At 62.7% G+C, this 15,904-nt stretch carries 14 protein-coding genes; 2 read left to right on the forward strand and 12 right to left on the reverse strand.

Annotated features, from left to right (window positions below; genetic code table 11):
* Positions 1–86 precede the first annotated feature (86 nt).
* From NH448_RS11980 to gorA, 12 genes are all read right to left on the reverse strand, one after another.
* A complete protein-coding gene (locus NH448_RS11980) occupies positions 87–845 on the reverse strand; it encodes a FadR/GntR family transcriptional regulator (protein WP_045992073.1) in 759 nt (252 codons plus the stop codon).
* Positions 846–1,078: 233 nt separating this feature from the next.
* Positions 1,079–1,891, reverse strand: coding sequence for an NAD(P)-dependent oxidoreductase (locus NH448_RS11985; RefSeq protein WP_045992072.1), 813 nt, complete (start codon positions 1,889–1,891; stop codon positions 1,079–1,081).
* 50 nt (positions 1,892–1,941) lie between these two features.
* On the reverse strand, positions 1,942–2,805 hold the full coding sequence (locus NH448_RS11990) for an amidohydrolase family protein (protein ID WP_083970299.1): 864 nt from the start codon (positions 2,803–2,805) through the stop codon (positions 1,942–1,944).
* On the reverse strand, positions 2,802–3,944 hold the full coding sequence (locus NH448_RS11995) for a mandelate racemase/muconate lactonizing enzyme family protein (protein WP_045992071.1): 1,143 nt from the start codon (positions 3,942–3,944) through the stop codon (positions 2,802–2,804). The genes NH448_RS11990 and NH448_RS11995 overlap by 4 nt, the downstream gene beginning before the upstream one ends.
* A 73-nt stretch (positions 3,945–4,017) precedes the next feature.
* Positions 4,018–5,298, reverse strand: a complete 1,281-nt coding sequence (locus NH448_RS12000; RefSeq protein WP_045992070.1) for a TRAP transporter large permease — start codon at positions 5,296–5,298, stop codon at positions 4,018–4,020.
* A gap of 2 nt (positions 5,299–5,300) precedes the next feature.
* Entirely contained in the window at positions 5,301–5,930 is a 630-nt protein-coding gene (locus tag NH448_RS12005) for a TRAP transporter small permease (RefSeq protein ID WP_231498708.1), read from the reverse strand.
* Between the two features lie 57 nt (positions 5,931–5,987).
* A complete protein-coding gene (locus tag NH448_RS12010; protein WP_045992069.1) occupies positions 5,988–6,995 on the reverse strand; it encodes a TRAP transporter substrate-binding protein in 1,008 nt (335 codons plus the stop codon).
* A gap of 589 nt (positions 6,996–7,584) precedes the next feature.
* Positions 7,585–8,556 carry a transporter gene (locus tag NH448_RS12015; protein WP_052704298.1) on the reverse strand — a complete coding sequence of 324 codons (972 nt, stop codon included), beginning with the start codon at positions 8,554–8,556 and terminating at the stop codon, positions 7,585–7,587.
* Between the two features lie 261 nt (positions 8,557–8,817).
* On the reverse strand, positions 8,818–9,210 hold the full coding sequence (locus NH448_RS12020; RefSeq protein WP_045992068.1) for an ectoine synthase: 393 nt from the start codon (positions 9,208–9,210) through the stop codon (positions 8,818–8,820).
* 202 nt (positions 9,211–9,412) lie between these two features.
* A complete protein-coding gene (gene ectB / locus NH448_RS12025) occupies positions 9,413–10,678 on the reverse strand; it encodes a diaminobutyrate--2-oxoglutarate transaminase (RefSeq protein WP_045992067.1) in 1,266 nt (421 codons plus the stop codon).
* An 85-nt stretch (positions 10,679–10,763) separates the two neighbouring features.
* A complete protein-coding gene (gene ectA / locus NH448_RS12030) occupies positions 10,764–11,342 on the reverse strand; it encodes a diaminobutyrate acetyltransferase (RefSeq protein ID WP_045992066.1) in 579 nt (192 codons plus the stop codon).
* Between the two features lie 311 nt (positions 11,343–11,653).
* Entirely contained in the window at positions 11,654–13,015 is a 1,362-nt protein-coding gene (gene gorA / locus NH448_RS12035; protein ID WP_239452524.1) for a glutathione-disulfide reductase, read from the reverse strand.
* Between the two features lie 222 nt (positions 13,016–13,237).
* Between gorA and can the strand changes: the two genes are divergently transcribed.
* Positions 13,238–13,885 (forward strand): carbonate dehydratase, encoded by a 648-nt coding sequence (can, locus tag NH448_RS12040; RefSeq protein ID WP_045992064.1) that lies wholly within the window; start codon positions 13,238–13,240, stop codon positions 13,883–13,885.
* Positions 13,886–14,282: 397 nt separating this feature from the next.
* On the forward strand, positions 14,283–15,854 hold the full coding sequence (locus tag NH448_RS12045) for an ABC transporter substrate-binding protein (protein WP_045992063.1): 1,572 nt from the start codon (positions 14,283–14,285) through the stop codon (positions 15,852–15,854).
* The last annotated feature ends 50 nt before the right edge of the window (positions 15,855–15,904 follow it).

Below are 15,904 nucleotides of genomic sequence, written 5' to 3' on the forward strand. Positions count from 1 at the left end.
AACGGATTCAGATCACCGAACTGGCAGTCCTGTCGAGCTGCCTGCGTCAACCGATGACAACTGACGTACTGGCGGCCGGCACTGACTCACCCCTTTTCTTTGAACCGCTGGTAAGTCTCCCGGGCGCGTTCCAGGTGGCGCGCCATGGCGGCTCTGGCGGCGTCGGGCTGGCGTGACAGGATGGCGTCGAGCACGTCCTGGTGCTCGGCTTCCACGCGCTTGAGATAGGTGCTGGTGGAGTCGGTGTTGACCTCGCTGGTCGCCAGCTTCGAGCGTGGAATCGCTCTCAGGTTGAGCTGCTCCAGCGCCTGAGGGAAGAATGGATTGTGGGTGGCCCTGGCAATCGCGTGGTGGAACTCGAAGTCCTCGTTACGCGCCTGGCTACGCTGCTGACGAGCCTTGACGAAGGCCGCATGGGTGTCACGCAGGCGAGTCTCGTCGTCGGCCTCGAAGCGCTCGGCGGCCAGTGCCGCCGCAGCGGGCTCCAGATTAAGCCTCAGTTCGATGACATGCAGGATGTCTTCGACGGTGGTTGGACGAATCCGCTTGGCGGGCATGGCCTCGGCCGGTGCGGCCCGGATCACCGTGGTGCCGACGCCACGCCGTGCCTCGACCAGGCCCAGCGACTTGAGGTGAGCCACCGCCTCGCGGATCACCGTCCTGCTGACACCGAAGGAATCACACAGGCCGCTTTCTGTCGGCAGCTTCTCGCCGACGGCGATGGTTCCGGCGGTGATCAGACCTTCCAGCTGGTCGGCCACGTTCATCGACAGACTGCCTTCACGCGTCAGCTTCTTGACGTTTAGCGGTGCCGGTTCCGTGCGGGGTGCTGGCTTGGCTGCCATGGTCGATTCCTCTTCAGTTCGCGTGGCGATGACGCGACGTGCCGCAAAGCGCTATTTTTCAGGGCTATTTATCAGGGCTGTATATCAGCACTGACTATCAGGACGCCAGTGTATCAAGGCGATGGCGTCAGGTCCCCGGTGTCAGGCTGCTCGATCCTCTATCCCTCTATCCCTCTATCCCTCTGCCAGTGTCGGAGACGGATGCCTGGTGGCTTTCCGCGACGATTCAGTGGCTATTCATCGTCAGGATGGCCCTGGCCTGCAAACTTGCCGCCCTGGAAGCGCACCGAAGGGTCATCGGGAGCCAGCCGCCCTCCCCTGGCCTCGATCTCGGTACGCCAGGGTTCGGAGCTGTCCTTGGGCACCCAGCCCAGAAAGCCTGCTTCGCGATTGTCCCACCATTGTTCGGCGTTGTTGGAGGCGCCGTAGACCACGGTGTAGGCCAGTTCAGGGACGCAGAAGGCGCGCTCGAGCAACGCCATGAAATCCTCGACGCTCATCCAGGTAGCCAGCATGCGGGCATCGGCGGGCTCAGGGAAGCAGGAGCCAATACGCACCGCCAGGGTTTCGACCCCGAACTTGTCGAAGTACAGACTGGCGAGGTCCTCGCCGAAGCTTTTCGACACGCCATAGAGCGAATCCGGGCGTTTCGGCACCTTGGCGTCCAGCCGCTGATGCTGTGGGTAGAAGCCGATGACGTGGTTGGAACTGGCGAATACCACCCGCGGCTTGTCATGACGGCGCACCGCCTCATAGAGGTGATAGGTGCCCATGATGTTGGCCGGCAGGATCTGCTGCCAGGAGCGCTCCACCGATACACCGCCCAGGTGGACAACACCATCGCAGCCTTCCACCAGGCGAGCGACAGCATCGACGTCGGTCAGGTCTGCCGTGACGATCTCTTCATGGCGGGTGTCGTGGGTCACGTCCTGGTCGACGGTGACCATGTCGGACAGGCGGACCTCCTTCGCCAGGCGACTCAGATGAGGTCTCAGAGCGGTGCCCAGGCCCCCGGCGGCGCCGGTGACCAGCAGTCGATTCAACATGTCAGAATTCCTTCTCGGGTGTCGTGTCTCGTGTCTCGTGATACGCGCCTTCAGCGACCGAAGCCGTACAGTTCGGCGGGATTGTCGACCAGGATGCGTTGGCGCTGCTGCTCATTGGCCCAGGCCAGCAGTACGTCGAGCTGGTCAGGGTCGCCGGGGTACTGATCTCGCGGGACACCAACATGGGGCCAGTTGCTGCCCCAGAGGATGCGTTCCGGTGCGTGGTTGATGACCCGCCGGGCGATGGCGCCGACGTCGTCGTAGTCGGGCCCTCCGCTCAGGCTGGTCTCGTAACCGGCGCAGACCTTGAACCAGGCGTTGCCGCGGTCAAGCAGCCTGAGAATGGCATCGACGCGAGGATCATCGGCCGGCACCGGATCGATGAACTTGCCGATATGATCGATGATGTACGGGCACTCGATACGTTCCAGCATCGGCAGGTGCTGGTCGAGCTCGCGGCCATTGAACTGTACCATCAGGTGCCAGCCCAGGGGCGCGATCAACGGCTCGACCTCGGGCAGGCGAGCCAACGGCATGGCGCCTCCGCCCAGGTTCATGATGCGTGCGCCGCGTACACCTCGGCCATGCCAGTCTTCGAGGGTTTTCAAAGGGGTGTCAGGACTGACGGCGGCGACCCCGCGGGCCTTGTCCAGGCCCAGTTGATCGAGCGAAGCAAGCAAGGCGCCATTGTCGAACTGATAGGCGTTGGACTGGGTCACGACCACCCTGTCGAGCCCCATCCAGCGCTGGAAGCGCCGGAGATCCTCGACGGTTGCCAACTCCTTGATCGGCGGCCCGCCTGGCTGGCCTTTGTAGCCATCGAGGAAGAGATGAATATGGCAATCGGTGGCGCCGGCGGGTGCCTTCAGCCTGGGCGCGCGCCCTTCCAGCGGACGGGTATTGGCCGGTATCACTGTCTTGTCTCCTTGAGGGCGAAACGTGTCAGGGCGTCGCGATCGATCTCGATGCCCAGTCCAGGGCCGTCAGGGATATCGACCCAGCCCTGATGATGCTCCAGCGGCTGGGTAACAATTGCCTGGCGGAAGGGATTGTGGGTCCGATCGAACTCCATGATGGGTTCGATCGGCTCACGTCTCGGCGGATTGGGCGGCAGCGCCGCCATGGCCTGAAGGCTGGCGGCGATGCACACGGCGGTGCCCCACACATGGGGAATCAGGCGCACGCCATGAAGCGCCGCCATATCCACGACGCGCCGCATCTCGGTGAAGCCGCCGACGCCGCATATGTCGGGCTGGCAGATATCGATGGCGCGACTGGCCAGCGGCTCCTGCATGGCGTAGCGGCCATGCCAGTTCTCGCCACTGGCGACCGGTAGAGGCTGGCCATCGCGCACCGCGCGATAGGTATGAATCTGCTCCGGTAGTACCGGTTCCTCGAACCAGTCGACGTCGTAAGCCGCCGCCCGCTTGCCGACCTCGAGGGCCTCCAGCAGGTCATAGCCGTGGTTGGCATCGATCATCAGACGCCGATCGGGACCGATGGCCTCGCGCACGGCGGCGATGACCCGAAGATCTTCCTCGACGTTGAAGCCGATCTTGATCTTCACCCCGTGAAAGCCTTCCTCGGCGTAGCCCGCCACCTCCGCGGCGATATCACTGACCCGGTCCACGCCATCGCGACGAAAGGAGCCGGTGGCGTAGGCCTGGACGCGTTCGCGAAAACGCCCTCCCAAGAGCTCCGACACGCTGGCACCGTAGTGCTTGCCCTTGATGTCCCACAGCGCGATGTCGATGCCGCTGAGGGCGGTCATGGTCAGCCCCCGCTGGCCCTGGTCACGCAGCCGGTTGTAGAGCACGAGCCACAGTCTTTCATGCTCCAGCGGGTTGGCGCCGATCAGGGTGTCGGCGTAGGTGGCCACCACCGCGGCGTTGGCCTGGGCCGGACCGAGGCACTCCCCCCAGCCGACGGTGCCGTCTTCGCAGGTGATCTCCACCAGGCAGTGCTGGCGGCGTTCGAAGCGCATGGAAGCACTTTCGAAGGCCTGTTCAAGGGGATGATCCAGCAGATGGGTCTCGACCCTGGCGATCTTCATCGGTGTGCCTCTTTTCCTGTAGGTGGTCAGCGGTGTGTGGCGCCTCGTCGAAGGGGGCTTGGCATGGTCGCCATCACTCCAGCATGTTGGGCAGCGCCATGGACAGTGCCGGAACGTAGGTCACCAGCATCAGAGCGGCGAACAACGCCAGGTAAAACGGCCAGATGGTGCGAACGGTCTGTTCGATCTTGATCTTGCCGACCACGCTGCCGACAAACAGGCAGGCACCCACCGGCGGCGTGCACAGCCCGAGCCCCAGATTCATCATCATCATGATGCCGAACTGGATCGGATCCATGCCGAACTGGGCGGCAATCGGCAGAAAGATCGGCGTGCAGATCAGGATCAGCGCCGCCATGTCCATGATCATGCCGAGTGCCAGCAGGATCAGGTTCAGCATCAGCAGGATGGCGAGCGGATTGTCGGTGATCCCGAGCAGCGTGTTGGACAGCAACTCCGGCACGCTATAGAGGGCGAGCAGATAGGAGAACGCCGAGGCGCAGCCGACCAGGATCATCACCAGCGCGGTGGTGCGCACCGACTGGTAGACCGCCTGCTTGAACGATGCCCAGTGCAGCTCGCGATAGACCAGCGCGGTGACGACGATGGCGTAGATGGCCCCGAAGGCGCCTGACTCGGTCACCGTCAGCACGCCAGACAGCACGCCGCCCACGATGATGACCGCGGTCAGCAACCCTGGCAGTGCGGCGGCAAAGCTGATCGCCAGCGCCTGCCAGCCCGGAAAGTGTTCGCCCTGGTAACCACGCTTGACCGCTACCAGATAGGCGGCAAGGGCCAGCAGGCCACACATCAGGATGCCCGGCACGATGCCCGCCATGAACAGCTTGGTGATGGACAGGCCGCCACCGGCCGCCACGGCGTAGAGGATCATGTTGTGGCTGGGCGGAATCACCACCCCGGCCACCGACGAGGTCACCGTCACGTTGACCGCGTAGTCCGCGTCGTAGCCCTTCTCCTTCATCACCGGAATCAGGATGGAGCCGAGCGCTGAGGTGTCCGCCACCGCGGAACCGGAAATCCCGCCGAACAGCATCGAAGAGGTCACATTGACCACCCCGAGCCCTCCGCGCACTCGGCCCACTGCGGCAGAGGCCAGGCGCACCAGGCGCTGGGAAATACCGCCGTGCAGCATCAGCTCGCCGGCGAAGATAAAGAACGGAATGGCCAGCAGGGAAAACACCGAAATGCCCGAGAGGATGCGCTGGAATGCCACGAACAGCGGCAGTCCCTCATAGAGAAAGCCCCCTACTGCTGCCAGTCCTACCGCAAAGGCCACCGGAGCGCCGACCGCCAGTCCCAGGGCAAAGAGTCCAAAAACGATAGCGAGTCCCATGCTCAGTCCTCCTGGGTCGGGTTGTGCCGGCCGCCAAGCCGCTTGACAATGTTGGCCACAGCGAACAGCACCATCAGCGCGCCACAGATCGCCAGCGGCGCGGCACGCCAGCTTTCGGAGAGTCCGAGCATCGGGATAGGTCGTGCCAGGTTGGTCATCATCAACTGCCAGCCCTGCCAGGCCATGAAGCCGCCAAAGGCCACCACGAACAGATCCGCCAGATGGTGCATCAGACCCTTGATGGGCGCCGGCATGTTGTCGCGCAGCAGGTCGATGGACAGGTGGCTGTTGTGACGAACGCCGGCAGCGGCGCCGAGAAAGGTGATGTAGGCCACGCTCAGAAGCGCCGTCTGCTCGACCCAGGTGGGGGTGTCATTGAGCACGTAGCGGCCAAATACCAGCCAGCCAAAGGTGATGATCAGCAACACCAGCAGCACCCCGGCCACCATGATGCAACCATGGGCGATACTGTCGAGGATGCGGTCCAGTCGGCTGGGTGTTTCACGCTTGTAGCGTATGCTTCGTGACTCCGGCGATGCCGGAGGAAAGGCACCACGGCGTACCGTGGCGCCCTCTTGCTCTGACTCGGTTTGCTCGGACCCGACGTCAGAGGTGTCGGTGGGTGCGTTCACGCATCAGCCTCCCCGCCCGCCCCCGGCACCGGGGACGGGGCTCTCGTATCAATGGGATCAGTCGGCCTGAGCCGCGCGAATGTCGTCGACCAGCGAGGCCAGGTCCGGGTTCTCAGCAAGAAAGCCCTCATAGACCGGTTGCATCAGCGCCTGGAATTCTGACTTGTCCGGAACCTCATTGATCTCGACGCCTGCATCCAGCGCCGTTTGCCGACTGGCCGCGGTACGCTCTTCCCACAGTTCACGCTGCTGCTCGGTGGCGACCTGCCCGGCCTCCCGGACCGCCGCCTGGTCCTCTTCGGACAGCTCGTCCCAGGTACTGCGGGCCATGCACAGGCACTCGGGAATGACCAGGTGGTTGGTCAGTGAGTAGTAGCCGGCAACCTCGTAGTGGCCGCTGGATTCGTAGGACGGGAAGTTGTTCTCGGCGCCGTCGATCACTCCGGTCGTCAGCGATTGGTAGACCTCACCGTAGGCCATGGGGGTGGCGTTGCCACCCAGCGCATCGATCATGTCGACGTAGAGGTCGTTGTTCATGACCCGGACCTTCATGCCCTCGACATCTTTCGGAGTCTCGACCGGATGGTCGGTGTTGTAGAGGCTGCGCGAGCCTGCCCCGAACCAACCCAGCGCGACCAGGCCCTGCTCCTCCATCGCTGCGGCGAAGCGTTCGCCGATCTCGCCATCCATCAGTTCGTACATGCGCTCTTCACTTTCAAAGATGAAAGGCAGCGAGAGTACGTTGGCCGCCGGCACCATCGGACCCATGGGGCCCATGTTGAAGTTGCCGAAATCCAGAGCACCGTTGCGGGTCTGCTCGATGGCATCAGGCTGATCCCCCAGCACGGCGTTGTGATAGACCTTTGGTGTGATGCGCCCTTCTGTTCGCTCGTCCACCTCCTTGGCGAAGGTCTCCAGCGCAATGCTGTTGGGGTACTCGGGAGGATGAATGTTCCAGCCGCGCCACTGTTCGGCCAGGGCTGGCGTTGCCAGCAAGGCGGTGGTCGCGGCCAGGCCGGCAAGATGGATGGCGCGGGTGAGCTTGCGTGAAGCGGCGGGATTCATGGCGAGTCCTCTGGTTGACCTTGTTGGCGTTGTTGTCATACCCGGTTGGGCAAGTGTCCGGCCCTCTCGTACTGCCATCACATGGCGATGGCCTGAGCCGTTTTCTGGAAACCATGGCATACTATGTATGACAAAGTAGAAGAGAGGACTTCCTGGCTGCAACCCCTTCCTGACACTTTTTGACTAAAGTGCAATGCCACTGTCGAGGTGCGTTAGCCAAGGCGGCCAACATGATCGACATTTTTCGGAAAAGCCCTTTATTAGCGGGCAATAACGATCTGTCCGAAACCTGTTTCTGGTGCAGAGAGGCCCCGCTGCAGCGGCAGCTTAGTTGTAAAATGCTGTCATTTTCGAGCGTGACGCGTGGCCTGCTGTGTCCCTGTGCCGCCTGAGCTGCATAGGCGGCAGGAAGTCTCGAGGGACGTGCAGGGCCTCGGCTGATAAAGACGTTCAGCGTAGACAATATCGATGCAGAACAACCGTAGAATCGGGCGCCGCTGAGCGCCCGAGAACATGGCGGAGATTCGTTCGGGGGAAGGATCGAGGCGGCGCGCCCGAACCATCGGATCGGGCGCTGGTCGGGAGATGGCTAGAAGGCCCAGGCCGCCGACAGCGACACCGTATCGCCATCGAAGCGATTTTCGGATGACACATCGTGAAGCCACTTGCCGATCAAGGTGACCGGCGCCTGGCCGAGTGAGACGCTCTTCATGAAGGCCGGCCCTACCCCTGCCCCGCTACTGCGAAAACCATCTTCCAGGCGATCCGGTACCGGTCCCGAGTCCGACTCGAGCTGTTCGTACACGTACCCGGCCAGACCCAGTCCGAAGCTTGGTGTCAGGTACTTCGCCGCCAGCACGTCCAAGTGAAACTCGTCGCCGGTGGTGTAGTCGGTGGCATCGTTCTTGAAGTTGAACAGGATGCCCGCGGTCATCGACAGGTCCCATCCGCTTTCGGGCAGCCAGCTGTAGGTAATGGTGGGATCGATCGACCAGTAGTGCCGCCCCAGGTTGATCCGATCGTCCTCGTCGTAGCGCCCCACCGGAATATTGATACCCACCGCCGCCGTGGTGTGGTGAGTCCCGTTGGCCCAGTTGAGGGCGACCGGCACCAGGTACGGATCACCGAAGCCGCTGTTGCTTCCGGTGTTGAAGCGTTCCTGGCCTGGGATGCTGGCCTCGAGATCGACGCTGACGTCAAACACGTAGGGAAGATTGATCCCGGCGATGTAGGTGGCACCGAGCCACTCGACGTCGGTCACCCAGGTCAGCTTGAGCAGGTTGAACCACAGCGTCTGGTCGAGACCCGCCGACAGCCGCCCGCCCAGGGGGCGCGCGCCGATATCGCCCTCGTAGCGCACCAGGTCGTTGCGCGCATAGACCCCGGGTGGCGGGGCCAAGCCTGCGGCAAAGTCGTTATAGGCGCCCGGTACATAGATGCTGCTGCCACCTTCCGAGGCATGAGCCGTCGCTGGGGCCAGCAGTGCTGCACCAAGGATCGGCGCTGCCAGCAGGTAGTGATACATACCGGAGGTCAGGAGTCGGGGGCGACAAATGGCCATGGGGACGGTTCCATTGAGAAGTTTGCTGCAAAGTATAGGTAGCACTCCAGACTTTTGGGCACAATTTTGACGTACCTGCCTCCTATGCCCCCACGTACCCTGCTGCTCTTCCCGTGACGTCTACCTCCAGCGTCCTGCGATTACTTCGGTCGATTGGCCAGATACGACAACGGCGCCCCAAGGGGCGCCGTTGTCGGGTGCGGGAAGCGAGACTTGCCCGCTCCCACACGCTCTTTCCTGTTCAATCCTGGCGGTACGCCCTTACTCGCCGGCGGGCGCGTAGGAGCCATCTTCGCGGTGCACTTCCTTGCCGGTCAGGCCCGGAGTGAACACGCAGGCCAGGTGCATGGTCTTGGAAGCACGCAGCAGGTGCTCGTCATGCTGATCCAGGATGTAGATGTCGCCCGGCTTGATCGGCCAGATCTTGCCGTCGGCCAGGGTCTCCACTTCGCCTTCGCCCTCGATGCAGAACACCGCCTCGAAGTGATGCTTGTAGTGGATGTGGGTCTCGGTACCCTCGAAGATACGGGTGATGTGGAAGGAACACTGACCGCCGTCATCGGCGAGCATCAGGCGGGTGCTGTCCCAGTTACCGTTCTCTGCCTTTACCAGGCGGTCGGTCTGACGAGCTTCTTCCAGGTTGCGAACGATCATCGAATTCTCCGTTGTCGGGTGTCGGGTGTCGGGGGGCGTCGGCGGTGCCGGGCATCGAAAGGCCCTGTGCGAGGCTTCGAGCGCTGGTGGCGTCCGCAGAAAAAGCGAGGGCGAGCCCTCGCTTTACATATTGCTCAGGGCAGGATCAGCGGCACCTTGCTGCTGGCGCCTGCCCGCAGATAGCCTGCGGGCGTATCCTGTTTCAGCTCAGCGCCTCGTGGGTGCTGCGCTCGAGGATATCGAGACCTTCGATCAGATCCTCGTCGGTGATGGTCAGCGGACACAGGCACTTGACCACCTCACCGTCCTGGCCACTGGTCTCGATCACCAGGCCGTTCTCGAAGGCCTTGGCGGTGATCTTGTCGGCGATATCGCCGCTTTCCACGTCGATGCCGCGCATCAGGCCGCGGCCACGCTCGGATGCCGGATACCCCTTGTCGCTAAGCCAGGCGGCGATCTTCTGAAAGCGCTCTTCCACGATCCGCGCCTTGCGCTGGATGTCACGCTCGAAGGTATCGTCGCTCCAGTACTTGCGCATGGCAGCGGTAGCGGTGACGAAGGCCAGGTTGAAGCCACGGAAGGTACCGTTGTACTGACCCGGCTTCCACTTGTCGAGCTCCGGGCGCATCAGCACGTGGGCGAACGGCAGGCCGAGTGCGGACAGCGACTTGGAGTTGGTGACGATGTCCGGTGTGATGCCGGCATGCTCGAAGCTGAAGAACTTGCCGGTACGACCGCAGCCCGCCTGGATATCATCGATGATCAGCAGGATGTCATTGTCGCGGCAGATGCCCTCGAGACGCTTGAGCCAATCCAGGCCGGCCACATTGATGCCGCCCTCGCCCTGGACCGTTTCGACGATGACCGCGGCGGGCACGTCGAGACCACCGGACTTGTCGCCGAGCAGCTTCTCGAAGTAGTCCAGGGTATCGGTCTCGCTACCCATGTAGCCATCGAAGGGCATGAAGGCCGCACCCTGGGTCGGAATACCGCCGGTCGCCTCGCGGAACTTGCGGTTGCCGGTGGTGGCCAGCGCCCCCATGGTCACGCCGTGGAAGCCATTGGTGAAGGTCACGATGTTGTGACGACCCTTGGCCACACGAGCGAGGCGAATGGCAGCCTCGACGGCATTGGTGCCGGTCGGCCCCGGGAGGTGGACCTTGTAGTCGAGACCACGCGGCTTGAGGATCACCTCTTCCAGGGTCTCCAGATAGTCGCGCTTGGCGGCGGTCCAGAAATCAAGACCGTGGATGATGCCGTCGGTGGCCAGATAGTCGACCAGCGCCTGCTTCAGGTGCGGGTTGTTATGGCCGTAGTTCAAGGTGCCGGCACCGGCCAGAAAGTCGATGTACTCGCGGCCTTCCTCGTCGGTCAGGCGAGCGTTCTGCGCCTTGGTGAAGACCACCGGAAAGGAACGGGAATAGGTACGAACTTCGGATTCCATGCGTTCGAGGATCTGGGTCTGCATTGCGACCTCCTGTCGGGTTCGTAGGGGAAGTTATCGGGTATCGGTGGCGACGGACGCTGGCGCCCTGTCACCACCCTGGAAGCCGTTAGATACGCGTCGTGTCGAAGGGACCGATGCGCACCAGGTTTTCCGGATCGTGCTCTCCACCCAATTGGTCGGTAGAGAAGTACTCGCGGCTGTTCAACGGCGCCTGCCAGCGATCGGCCAGGCGGCGGAACAAGCCCCAGGAAGCCTGGTTATCCGGTGTGATGGTGGTCTCGAGGTGGTGGACCTCGGCAAATTCAGGGCGGGTCAGGATGGCTTCGACCAGTCTGCGGGCCAGGCCGGTACCGCGGGCCTTCTCGCCCACCGCGACCTGCCATAGAAAGTAGGTGTCCGGAGCATTGGACTTCACGTAGCCGGAGACAAAGCCGACGATCTCGCCTTCCTCGTTGGTGGCAACGGCACAACTGTCACGGAACTGGGTGGCCAGCAACAGGTAGGCGTAGGCGGAGTTGACGTCCAGGGGCGGGCAGGACTTGACCAGCTCGTAGATGCCCCAGCCATCCTCGGGAGTAGACTTGCGAATAAACAGCGGCGCCGCTTCGTGACCCACCACCGCGTCGGCCACCGTAGGCTTGGCGAGGTCGGCTGATGGTGTGAAGGGCTCAGTGCTTGCGGTCATGTTCGTTATGCTTCGCTGTAGCGAATTTGGACAACCATTATAACAGTCGAGTATGACATTTCAAAATCTGGATTATTCTTAACCCCTGGAAGCATAAAAAAAAATTATGCGAGCGGCGCCAGGCCACGTCTCATGGCGGCTCGGAGCGATCGCTGCCGCTCACCTCCCCTATCCCTTTGGCGTAATCGATTGCCTCTCCAACGAGACGATTTCGTCCGCCTGAAGCAGTATAGTCGGCCCTTTCGGATCGGCGAGAAAAGGCCACAAAAAAGGGCACCCACAGGTGCCCTTGTCGTATCGTGACGCCGGTCTCAGGTACGCGTCGGCGTGCGCATGGTGACGAACTCTTCGGCGCCGGTTGGGTGGATGCCCACGGTGGCGTCGAAATCTGCCTTGGTCAGGCCCGCACGCACGGCGATAGCGATGCCCTGGATCACCTCGCCGGCCTCCTCGCCGACCATGTGCGCCCCTACCACCACGTCGCTTTCGTCGTCGACGATCAGCTTCATCAGGCAGCGTTCATCGCTGCCGGACAGGGTGTGTTTCATGGGACGGAAGTCGGCGCTGTAGACGCGGACCGCCTTGCACACCTCGCGGGCCTTCTCTTCGGACAGGCCAACGGTGCCGATGTTGGGATGGCAGAACACCGCAGTGGCGATGTTGTCGTAGTTCATCGGCGCCTTGGGCGCGTCACCGTAGTGGTGTGCAACCAGATGCATGGCCTCGGCCAGGGCCACCGGCGTCAGCTCAGGACCGCCGGTCACGTCACCCAGCGCCAGGATCGAGGGCACCGAGGTCTCGAAGCGATCGTTGACCTGGATGGAGCCGTTCTCGTTGAGCGCGATGTCGAGCTGGTCCAGACCCAGGCCTTCCAGATGGGGCTTGCGGCCGGTGGCGGACAGCACCGCATCCACCTCAAGGGTCTCGCCATTGGTCAGGGTGGCCTTGATCCCGCCTTCGACCTTCTCGAGGGACTCGATGTTGGTGTTGAAGTGCAGGTTGACGCCTTTCTTGGCCATCTCGTCGCGGGTGAACTCGCGCACCTCCTGGTCGAAGCCGCGCAGGAACAGCTCACCGCGATACAGCAGGTGGGCGTCGGCGCCCAGGCCGTTGAAGATGCTGGCGAACTCCACGGCGATATAGCCGCCGCCAAGCACCAGAAAGCGCTTGGGAAACTCGTCCAGGTCGAAGATCTGGTTGGAGTTCATGGCCAGTTCGCTGCCGGGGAACGGCGGCACCCAGGGCCAGCCACCCACCGCCACCAGGATCTTCTCGGCGCTGATGGTCTCGCCGCCAACCTCGACACGGTGTTCGTCCACCACCTTGGCGCGACCGTTGATCAGGCGCACCCCGGCGTTGTCCAGCAGCTTGCCGTAGATGCCGTTGAGTCGCTTGATCTCACCGATCTTGTTGTCGCGCAGGGTCGCCCAGTCGAAGCTCGGCGCCTGGTCGAGCTGCCAGCCGAAGCCGCGAGCGTCGTCGAAAGCCTCGTGGAAGTGTGCGGCGTAGGAGTAGAGCTTCTTGGGCACGCAGCCCACGTTGACGCAGGTACCGCCGAGGTAGCGATCCTCGGCGACGGCCACCCTGGCCCCGGTTGCCGCCGCGGTACGGGCAGCGCGGACACCACCGGAGCCGGCACCGATGACAAAGAGGTCATAGTCGAATTGTGACACTTGCGTCTCCTGATTCTGTTGCTGGGGCCCTTGTTGTCGGGACCGCTGTCGGATCATTAGGGGCCTGGCCTACCAGGGACCTGCCTCGAGGCCCACCAGGATGGGAAACCTTCCCATGATACCAGCGGGCTGGCTACCACGGGAGGGTGCTTGACCACCTTGACCGAGGGGGGTAAAAACATGCACCACTTTAGCCATCCACTGCTTGCACGGGGAAAGTTCATGAGTGATATCGACAATCTGCTCGCCAATAATCGGGCCTGGGCCGACAGAATCTGCCAGGAAGACCCTGATTTCTTTGCCCGCCTTGCTCAGCAGCAAAGCCCGGAGTATCTGTGGATCGGTTGTTCCGACAGCCGCGTGCCGGCCAACCAGATCATCGACCTTCCCCCGGGTGAGGTGTTCGTCCACCGTAACGTCGCCAACCTGCTCTATCACAATGACATGAACGCCCTGTCGGTGGTGCAGTTCGCGGTGGACGTGCTCAAGGTACGTCACATCATGATCGTCGGCCACTACAACTGTGGCGGCGTGCGCGCTGCGGTCACCGGCGGCGAGAACGGTATGGTGGACAACTGGTTGCACAGCGTACGCGAACTCTACAGCATGCATCGCTCGGAACTCGAGCATCTGCCGCTGGACGAACAGGTGGATCGCATGTGCGAGCTCAACGTCAAGTCTCAGGTCAAGACGCTGTGTCGTACCAAGATCGTCCAGCGTGCCTGGCAGCGCGGCCAGGCGCTGTCGGTGCATGGCTGGGTCTATGGCCTCAGCGACGGTCGTGTCACCGATCTGGAATGCAGCGTGCACGGCCTGGATCAGGTCGCCCAGCTCTATCGCATCGACCGCGTCTGCCCGCCCCAGCAGTGACGGCTGGTCTGAACTGACCGATTGACCGCCAGGCGACCCTGGACACCACTGTCGCCTCGGCGCTGTGTCGATTGCCCTTTCGCGCCCCCGAATCTCGTTCGGGGGCGCTTGCACTTGCGGTTACCTCACTCGCCTCCGCCGGCTACCTCAGCTCCTCTATTTCCCCTTACTTTTCTGTCTGCGCCACCTTCTCGTCGCTCAGCGCTTGTCTGCTCCTTGAAGACACGCTCCCCGGGCCCATATTCGTTCCTCGCATGGGTGCTGTCACAATTTCGATTGTGTTTAAACGCGACACCTCACTATGTTGATGCAGGACATTGACTAGCCGGCGCTTACAACATTGACCAAGGCGTCCGACTGGCAATTACAACAACCTCAACAAGCAGGAACTCCTTCCATGTTCAAGAAGACCCTTCTGGCCGGTGCCCTCGGTGCCGCCATGCTGACGGCTGCCCTGCCCCAGACCGCACTGGCCGAAAACACCCTGCGCATGGCCTACGACGCCGATCCGGTGTCGCTGGACATCCATGAGCAGCTCTCCGGCGGTATCCTGCAACTGTCGCACATGGCCTTCGATCCGCTGGTGCGCTGGACCAAGGACTTCGAGTTCGAGCCCAGACTCGCCACCGAGTGGGAGCAGGTCGACGACACCACCATGCGCATCAGCCTGCGCGAAGGGGTCACCTTCCATTCCGGCAACCCCTTCACCGCCGAGGACGTCGCCTGGACGGTGGAGCGCCTCAAGCGCAGCCCGGACTTCAAGGCCATCTTCGAGCCCATCGAGACGGTCAACGTGGTCGACGAGCACACCGTGGAGATCGTCTCCAAGCGGCCCAACCCGCTGCTGCTGAACATGGCCACCTACATCTTCCCGATGGACAGCCAGTTCTATTCCGGCGAGACCGACGGCGGCAAGGCCAAGGACGAGATCGTCAAGAACGGCAACTCCTACGCCTCGCGCAACATCTCCGGTACCGGCCCCTTCCAGGTGACCAACCGCCAGCAGGGCGTTCGGGTCGACTTCGAACGCTTCGATGACTACTGGGACAGCGAGTCCCCGGGCAACGTCGACGCCATCACCCTGACCCCGATCGGCGAGAACGCCACCCGCGTCGCCGCCCTGCTGTCCGGTGACGTCGACTTCATCGCGCCGGTACCGCCCAACGATCTGGAGCGTATCGAGAGCGACGAGGACACCAATCTGGTGACCATGTCGGGCACCCGCATCATCCTGTTCCACATGAACCAGGAGCGGGTCGAGGCCTTCCAGGACCCGCGCGTGCGTCAGGCCTTCAACTACGCGATCAACCAGGAAGGCATCGCCGATCGTCTGATGAAGGGCTTCGCCACCCCGGCCGCCCAGTTCTCGCCAGAGGGCTACTCCGGCCACAACCCGGATCTCGAGCCGCGCTTCGATCTCGACCGGGCCAAGGAACTGATGGCCGAAGCGGGCTATGAGGACGGCTTCTCGGTCAGCATGATGGCGCCCAACAACCGCTACGTGAACGACGCCAAGATTGCCCAGGCGGTAGCCGCCATGCTGGCGCGGATCAACGTCACGGTGGACCTGAAGACCCTGCCCAAGGCCCAGTACTGGGGCGAGTACGATGATCGCGCCGCCGACATGATGATGATCGGCTGGCACTCCGACACCGAAGACTCCGCCAACTTCCACCAGTACCTGACCGAGTGTCCGGACGCCGACAGCGGTGGCGGCCAGTACAACGCCGGCAACTACTGCAACGAGGAGCTCGACCAGCTGATGGTCGACGCCAACCTCGAGGTGGATCTGGAGAAGCGTGGCGAGATGCTGCGTGAGCTCGAGCAGGGCCTCTACGACGATGCCGCCTTCATTCCGCTGCACTGGCAGAATCTGGCCTGGGCTTCTGCGGCCAACGTCGACATCGAGCCGGTGGTCAACGTGATGAACTTCCCCTATCTCGGGGATCTGGTCATCGAAGAAGAGTAAGACGACAGGCACCGCCACGCGGTGCCTGCAAGCTCCCATTCAGCAGCTGC

This window comes from Halomonas sp. OfavH-34-E, assembly GCF_024124525.1.
Classification (GTDB): Bacteria; Pseudomonadota; Gammaproteobacteria; order Pseudomonadales; family Halomonadaceae; genus Halomonas; species Halomonas litopenaei.